General features: G+C 66.7%; 5 protein-coding genes. 3 read left to right on the top strand and 2 right to left on the bottom strand.

Annotated features, from left to right (window positions below):
- The first annotated feature begins 1123 nt into the window (after positions 1 to 1123).
- The 3 genes from AB1207_RS24265 (at position 1124) to AB1207_RS24255 (ending at position 5242) form a co-directional block, all read left to right on the top strand.
- Positions 1124 to 1450 (top strand): hypothetical protein, encoded by a 327-nt coding sequence (locus AB1207_RS24265; RefSeq protein WP_367641392.1) that lies wholly within the window; start codon positions 1124 to 1126, stop codon positions 1448 to 1450.
- Positions 1451 to 1725: 275 nt separating this feature from the next.
- Positions 1726 to 2745: an AAA family ATPase gene (locus tag AB1207_RS24260; RefSeq protein WP_367641391.1), complete on the top strand. Its 1020-nt coding sequence runs from the start codon at positions 1726 to 1728 to the stop codon at positions 2743 to 2745.
- Positions 2746 to 2959: 214 nt separating this feature from the next.
- Positions 2960 to 5242, top strand: a complete 2283-nt coding sequence (locus AB1207_RS24255; RefSeq protein WP_367641390.1) for a S8 family peptidase — start codon at positions 2960 to 2962, stop codon at positions 5240 to 5242.
- Between the two features lie 194 nt (positions 5243 to 5436).
- Here the strand turns inward: AB1207_RS24255 and AB1207_RS24250 are convergent, their stop codons facing one another.
- The gene (locus tag AB1207_RS24250; RefSeq protein ID WP_367641389.1) at positions 5437 to 6837 is read right to left on the bottom strand and encodes an AbiJ-related protein; all 1401 of its coding nucleotides are present in this window, start codon (positions 6835 to 6837) and stop codon (positions 5437 to 5439) included.
- 32 nt (positions 6838 to 6869) lie between these two features.
- Positions 6870 to 7595 carry a hypothetical protein gene (locus AB1207_RS24245; protein WP_367641388.1) on the bottom strand — a complete coding sequence of 242 codons (726 nt, stop codon included), beginning with the start codon at positions 7593 to 7595 and terminating at the stop codon, positions 6870 to 6872.
- Positions 7596 to 8235 lie beyond the last annotated feature (640 nt).

Genomic DNA, 8235 nt, shown 5'->3' with positions numbered 1-8235 from the left:
GCGCTGACGCGCCGCCTCGTGCCCTCGCGCTGGCGCGCGAGCTGTGCACCATGTGGCCGCTGGCGCGGCCTGCAGTTTCGTAAGCCGTTGCGTAGCAACGGCTCTCCCTCGCTGGCGCTCGCTCGGGCCGTTGGGAGTGCCAGAGTTTCGAGATACCTAGACTGAAACCCAGCCCCAGACAGGCGAGTTCTGCGCTGGCGCGCGAACCTCGCCCGCGCCAGCGGGCCTGGCGTGCCCCTGCCCCGACCACCGCTGAACCCCCTCCACCTCATCCGGTTGTCGCCCAGGCGAGGTTGCCGCGCTGGCGCGCGACACACTTCCCCCAACATCTGCCTCCCCCCGTCCGAAACCCTGCACCGACAGCCGGTGGGCCAAACTCGTTGAGTTCGTAGTTTTTAGTTCGTGGAAACAACTATTGTCGGGCTCCGCCCTCACTGCCCAGAAACTCTCGGGCGGGCCTGTCGGCCCCGAGTTAACTCGTAAACTCACCTCCCCCGGTGGTCAGGAAGAACTAGCACCGACAACCGTCGGGGTTCTCGATGCGAACCCAACGAGCGTCCTGCGGGTCATCGAGTGGGCGCATGCCGTGCGCAGGCCACCCGGGCCGTGAGACCAACCATGACCACCCCGCAATTGCTGACCGCCGCCGTGGCCTGCCTCGCCGTAGCGGCCGGGGTGATAACCGTCGCCTACCCCCTGCGCGACCCCACCACCCGCAGCACCGACACCGGCGCCACCCCGTCGCTTGGCCCTGCCGCTGCTGGCCCCTGCTGCGGCGCCGGGGGCGGGCTCCTGGGCCACGTCACCAGCACCCCCATCGAGCAACCCCGTCCCGACCAGTACTCCGCGACACGGGTACCCAAACGCGCGTGTAAGTTCCCTCCGGCAGCCGGCCAAGCCCGCGACGAGACGTCACCCTGGCTGCGAGAACGGCGGAGCTACTTTCCCGCCGCCATAGCCCTCGCCGTCGCACTCGCTATCGGTGGAGGCATCCGCCTCGCCTACCGGCTCCGCGACCCCCGATCCACCCGATCTGAGCGCCAGCGCGGGAACCGGCGACCCTACGCGGCAGCATCCACACTCTCGTCCGCACCTTCGCGCGGGGAGCGAGGGCGTCTTCGCCGTGATCTTCGGCCTCCTTCTCGGCCTGGGCATCTACCGGGGCGCGATCACCGCCGTACAAGCCCTGGACAAGGTCGAGCACTACACCGTCACCGTGGGCAACCTCTTCATCGACTTCGCCACCGCCGTCCGCACCGGGGACAACGAGGAGACCCCCGAAGGGGAAGGGGAAGACACCTCCGACGACGCAGACGGCACGAGCCCCGCTGCACCGGAGGTGAGGACACCGCGCCCCAGGGCCAACAGCTACGACCGCCCCGTGACCGCCCGTGACCGCCCCGCCGGCCCCTGGAGAAGCGGGCACGCTCCCCGGTCCACCGACCCGTGATCATGGACCGGAAGTGACCGAGCTGGCGCCATACCGCCTGCAACCATGATCATTCGGTGCCTGCTGACCGCCGCCGACTCCCCTCGTCCTGAACGGCTTCCGGGACCTCCATCATCGCCTGGACGCCCTGGGCGCCTTGGACCCCTCGCTCCGGCTGTGGGCGCCGTCCCGGGCCCAGACACCGGCGCCGACTTGACTGGCCCTGGTGCGAGGATGGCTCCCCACCAGTCTCGATGGCAGTCTGCGACTCGCGGCCCGCACGTACGAGCTGGCCGATGACCTTCTGCGAAGATGAGCAGGACAAGAGAGGGCAGACCATGGCGCGCAGTGACCTACTCCTGGCGCTGGTCCAGTCCGGTGCCGGCGGAGACGACCTAGCGTTCCGGCGTGCCGCTGAGGCACTCATCGCCGAAGAGAACGCTAAGAAGCACGGGGTGCTCGCCTCTCAGCTGGCTGAAGCACTCACACGACGGCAAAGCCCTGGATCATCCGTCTCGCCCCTCTCACGTCATAAAGAGTCGGCCGGCCTGTTCCACGAGTCCGAGCCAACGAGTCGCATCGCAGACCTCGTGCTGCCGGCAGCCGTTCGCCAGGCCACGAGCGACGTGATCGAGGAGCACCACCGCCGCGACCTCCTCCGCAGCCACGGCGTCGAGCCACGGCACCGAATCCTGCTAGAAGGGCCTCCAGGAAGCGGCAAGACCACACTCGCCGAAGCCGTCGCCACTGAGATCGCCGTTCCTCTGCTGACGGTGCGCTACGAAGCGCTCATCGGTTCCTTCCTCGGCGAGACCGCCAGCCGCATGGACACCTTGTTCGCCGCGGTACGCGTGCGCCCCTGCGTGCTCTTCTTCGACGAGTTCGACGCCGTCGCCAAGGAACGTGGTGACACGCACGAGACCGGCGAGATCAAGCGAGTGGTCAGCTCTCTCCTTCTCCAGATCGACCGTCTACCCAGCCACGTCATCGTCATCGCCGCTACCAACCATGCAGAACTTCTTGACCGCGCAGTCTGGCGCCGTATGCAAGTCCGCCTGTCCCTGCCCAAAGCAACCCGCGAAGGCAAGATCGAACTTCTCCGCGCCTGGTCCGCTCGCACGGGGGTGCAGTTGGGTAAGTCCCAACGAAGCATCGCAGACCGTCTTCACGACGCCAGCTACGCCGAGGTCGAAGACTTTGCAGAAGATGTCCGTCGCCGCCAAATCCTCGACGGCTTTGACGCCGACCCGAATGCCGTGACCGAGCGCCTCCTACGCATCTGGTCGAACCGAGCCCGACCCACGCACGATGACTGAGCAACCCTCCGTCCATCGCCCGGTGCTTTGGGGACCCATGGGGCCGGCTGTCCCCTTCTCCCCCAACACTGGAGGCCGACCAAAGGTCACTCTTCCCTCTGCTGCTCGGCAGGGACAACGTCTCGCGAGCCGTTTTGCCGACCTCGATAACGCCTTCGCGGACCAGGCCACCCTGACCGCATCTTTCGGTGCCAGTGACCCACAGCTCGTCATCGTGTTCGAGTCGCTCGATGAGCGAGAAGACCTCAGCGACGTTGCTGTCCTTGCCGGCCTGGAGATTCTGACCGAGGTTGATCGCGAGTTCGAACCCGACCCTGACTTCCCCCGCACGTCGGTCGACAAGAGCCTGCCCGTGACAGGCTGCCTTCACGCCGTCTGCGTCAACGAGCGGGCCCGGACCAACATCCTCACGCAATGGCGTAGGTGGCAGGACACCGGCAAAGTCGACACCGGCTACGCGCCGCTAAAGCGGTTGTTCGCCCACCTCAAGGACGTCCGGGCCTGGGGACCGCAGGACAGAGTCAGAACCACAGACGTCGCCGCCGCTCTGGCCGGCATGCTCCCTGGGAACCACAGCATCGAGATCGAACTGTGGTACCGAGGGTCCGAAGCTGCGCGTCAACGCGCCCAGACCGAAGTAATCACCCTCATCCAGCAGGGCGGCGGGCAGGTCATCTCAAGTGCTCAAGTCCCCGAGGTCGGCTACCACGGCTTGAGGTGCGAAGTTCCCCTCGACGTTCTCCAGCGTCTGGCCGGCGGCGACTACAACGCAGTCATGGCGGTGAAATCGGCGCACGTTATGTACCTACGCGTCACGGCCCAGTCGCACCGCTTCTCCGAGGAGTCACCAGCAGGTCCACCCAGCCCGGCTCCACTGCCAACCGGTGACCCCGTGCTGTGCGTCCTGGACGGCGTCCCCGTCGCGAACCATCTGCTACTTGCCGACCGCATCTCCGTACTGGACCCCGACGACCTCGGCTCATACACCAGTGCTGAAACCAAACTGAGACAGCACGGCACCGCCATGGCCTCCCTCTGCGTCTGGGGAGATCGCAGCCTGGCCGGTCCCCCCGCGCAACGCCCGGTCGTCGTCAGACCAATCCTCGTCCCTGCACTCGACACCGTTGGACGCTCCGAAGAACTCCCCGACACCACTCTTGCCCCGGATCTGATGCGGCGCATCTTCCGCGAACTTTTCGAAGGTGACGGCCAGGTTCCTCCCGCCGCACCAACCGTCGTCATCATCAACCTGTCCGTCGGTGACCCGGCAACCCCCTTCGATGGGGTCATCTCCTCATGGGCGCGCACCCTGGACTGGCTCAGCGCCACCTACGGGGTCATCGTGGTCGTCTCCGCGGGAAACCACAGGACCCTTCCCGTACCCGGCGGAACAACCGCCCTACTACAACTCACCGGCCCCGCCCGAGCCAAGGCAGTCAACACCGGCATCGCGCAGACAACTCCCCGCCGAAGCCTGCTCGCTCCGGCCGACTCCATCAACGCCTTGGCCGTTGGAGCACTCAACACCGACGGAGCAGGCGACGTCCCGATCTTCGCGTATCAGTTCGACCCAGCCGACGGAGAACTCATCATCAACCCGACCAGCGCCCTGGGCTCAGGCCACCACCGCTCGGTCAAACCCGACATCATCGCCCCCGGAGGACGGGCCCGGTTCCAGTTGCCCATGATGGGGGAAGCCACCGAAGTCGCCCTCGCTCCGTACACCGTACGTGGACCAGGCATCAAAGTCGCTGCCCCTCAGGGCGGAGAAGCATTCACCGTCGGCACGAGCCCCGCCGCAGCCCTGGTCTCGCGCGACGCCGCCCGAGCAGTCGACACGATTGTCGAACTGGCCGACCGACCCCTCACCCGTTCAGAACTCGCCGTCGCCACGAAAGCGTTCGTCGCACACACAGCCGCCGTCCCTGACGACCTTCTTGTTCATGAAGGACTTCGCCACTCCGCTCATGGATATGGCTCCCTGGCCCAGTACCTCGCCGACGGCTGCGACTCCAACGAAGCCGCCATCTTGTTCGTGGGAGACATCGGCGACAAGGAGTCACGCACACTTTCGCTCCCACTACCCAACGGGCTGCAGGCCCGAGGAATTAAACGCGTATCGGCGACACTCGCCTGGCTCTCACCAATCAACTGGCAACACCGGCAATATCGGCGCGCGGCACTGGAGTTCGCCGCCCCCACCGGGTTCACCGACCTCGGCACCGCACTCGGCGCCCTGAAAGACCGTCCCAAACGAGGAACACTCCAGCAGGTCACCTGGGAGATCAACAAGGCCGTCGCCGTCGGCCAGGGCAGCGACCTTGAACTCACCGTGAAGTGCAGAGGCCAAGCCGGAGGATTGCGCGAAGAGCGCGTCAACTTCGCCGTCGTTCTATCACTATGGGTAGCTCCCGAGCTGAACATCGACGTCTACGCCCAAGTCCAGCAGCAGCTGACCACGCGGGTGGCTGTTCAAGCCACCACACGCACCTCCTGATACTGCAGACCAATCCGCTCGGTCAAGGGTAATCCGAGCGGAAATCACTCTCACCACCGGCGCCGTGGACGCTTGAGCCTCGCGCCGGCTGTGGGACGTGTCGCCCTCGCGTACGACAGTTCTGCACGATCCGCGAGCGCCGGGTGTGCTCAGCGGGTCAGGGGTGCTCGTTCGGCTTCCTGCTGTTGTGGCGGTCAGGGCACCCACTGCTGTAGTAGGGCGTCGAAGAACTCCTGCACGGTGAGCCGGGCGTGCTCACCGATCAGCTCGGCGCCGCCGAAGCGGTGCACGTGGTAGCCGCTCAGCTGCAGCTGGCGTCCTCCTCGCACCGTGGCGGCGTAGCGCTCAGGGCTGGGGCGGTCACCGTCGCTGTAGTGCTGCCGTCCATCAACCTCGATGACAATTCGTGCGTTCCCGGGTAGCAGCATGAGGAAGTCCATTCGGTGCGTCTGCAACGCTGCGGCGCCACGCTGGGACTTCGTGCGGGGGTCCCAGTGGACCCACACTTCCGGCAGCAGCGCGAAGAAGTTTGCATCCGTCGTGGTGCGGGCGTACAGGTCGTGGTAGATCTCGAACAGGGCCCGCTGCGGTGGCGAGTTCACCGGCAGGCTAGCTCTGAGTCGACGCCACAGGTTCGCCTTGGCCTCACGCTCGTTACGCCCGGCCTGGTCGGGTCGGCGCAACCACCACTGCAGTAGGTGGGCTCCTGTGAACCCGTCCGTCCCTACGGGTTCGTCGTAGCGCAGGACGGTGTCGGGGTTCATCACGCCGATCTGCTGGTCCAAGACGTCTTCCAGGCGCAGATCAGGTTTCGAGTCGATGGAGGCGAACAGTAATAGCTGCGGCGGGCGGCGCGCCGCCCCCGTCTTGAGCAGAGTGAAGATCGGGTAGCCACCGTCCTCACCGGTCTGCTCCATCCGCACGCCCGCGCGCGCCAGCGCCGGGTTAAGGACTGCGACCATCGCCTGCTGGTGAGTTTCGTCCGGACACACCCGGTGGGACGCCAGAGCCTGGAGGAACAGTGCGAAGCGGCGGTCACCGGCGTTCAACGCTCCCAGGCGTTCGAAGAGCTGCAGCGCGGTCCAATCCTCGTTATCCACCACATGGCGCTGCACCTCCTCGGCCAATCCCGACGCTCCCCAGAACGTGGCGGCGTCCTCCAGGACCCACAGGCGGTGCAGGACCGTCATCAACCCATCGGGGTTGTGCCGGGGGAAGCCGACCTCGTCCAGCGCGACGGCCACCTCACGCCTGACACGCTCACTGATCGGCGGCCACGCCTGCAAGGACCACAGCAGGTCCTCGGCGGTGTTGCGCTGAGCCGGCGCCAACCCGTGGTTTACGAAAGCAGCCAGGATTGCCAGGTAGGCCGGTTCAGGTTGAGCGTCCAGTTCCTTGAGCACGACCTGCAGCCGGTCGCGCTTGCTGCGCGGCGGGCCCTCGGGCGCGTCCTCGGGGGGACCTTCTGGTGGAGGTGCGGGCAGGCCGTACTGCACGCACACCTCGGCCAGGTCGATGTGCCGGTGAAGGGGCCCAAGCTCATGGACAAGACCATGGACCAGATGACGTGCTTGCGCGATCACCTCCGGCGTCACGTCTGCCCCTTCCCGCTTACCTCGCTGGGAGATCATGGCGTCTGCTCTGCGCGAGTCCGGGCCGCGCCCTGCAGGTGATACACGTTGCGATAGCGCCGAGCATCCAGGTCGCTGGCATACGGACGAGCGGCCAAGGACTGCCGCTCCAGGAGCAACAGCCCTTGCGCGATGAGCTGCTGGGTCCCCGCGGCGCGGGTCTTGTGACTGATCCGGTAGCGGGCCGGGAAGCTCTCGGTGCTGAACCACACCGGCACCCCTTGCCCACCCTGCTCAGCCAGCAAGATCAGCAACATGACCAGCCCTGGCCCGGCCAAGGACTGCATGTGCCCCTCGGTCCATAGACGGCCCGGCAGCAGGAAGTACCGGCTCCGCGCGCGCACCTCGTCCCCACCCCGGCCGGTGGGGGCGCGGGCGTAGGCCGTGGAGGGCAACGTGTAGTCCGAGCCGTCCCCGCTCTCATCGAGCAACGCCACCACCGGCGACTGCCCACCGCGGGAGGTCACCTGCACGAGCTGATGAGCTGCCAACGTCTTCAACGCCGCCGCGACCCGGCGAGCGCCGCGCCCGGCGGGGTCTTCCAGCCCTAGCAGGCTTGCCCAGCCCCGGGCCGGGGCGCTGGTCTCGTATGGGGCCGTCGAGCAACGCCACACGATGGTCAGGTACAGCTTGAGCGCCACGATCCCGCTGCGGCCACCGGAGGCGTACAGACCCGCCAACGGGGGCACCCCGTCCTCTCGGCGCACGAACAGCTTGCGCACCGGCGCCGCCAGCCGCCGCGGGGCCCTCGCCTCCACGTCCCGGGCCGTCTGCAACGAGGCGACCGGTACCGAGACCCGGCCAGTACGCGCCGGCGGCCACGGCCACGTCAGCTCTAACGACGCAGGAGTGACCGCGGCAGGCCATGCGCTCTCGGCAGTGCTGGGAGCGCCGGTAGGTGCGAAGCTGTCGCCACTCGCCTCCGGGTTGTCGGTGTGATCCATGTGCCCTCGCTACTTCTCACCGTGGAAGTAGTCATCATCGCACCACAGACGTAGTGTCCATAGATCCACGAACGGTATTTTCGACGTCCCAAAACCGTACCCTCAATATGTGAGTCTTTGCTATACTGGAGGCGCCGAAGCTGTACTTGACGACAGGCCTCGGATGGAGCTACCCTGTCCTCATGCGGTTGGGGCTACGGCTCTGACCGGTGGCAGTGCCGATACCCGGCCCATTTCCCGGTGAGGTGCGCGTTGCGCCAAGACCCGGCCCATCACCCGGTGAGGTTCCGCCCCGGCGGAGACAAGGCGGCAGACCATCGAGCCGGCAGGCCGAGGTGGCGTCCCACGGTGTGAGATGCAGCTTCCGGGAAGGGGTGGCCACGGGGGCGTGGTCCACCCCTTCCGTGCGTCTCCCCCC

Origin of the sequence: Kineococcus endophyticus (assembly GCF_040796495.1) — a bacterium.
In the GTDB taxonomy this organism is placed as follows: Bacteria; Actinomycetota; Actinomycetes; order Actinomycetales; family Kineococcaceae; genus Kineococcus; species Kineococcus endophyticus.
Note: the sequence above shows the minus strand (reverse complement) of the source record. Positions and strands in the feature narration are given on the sequence as shown.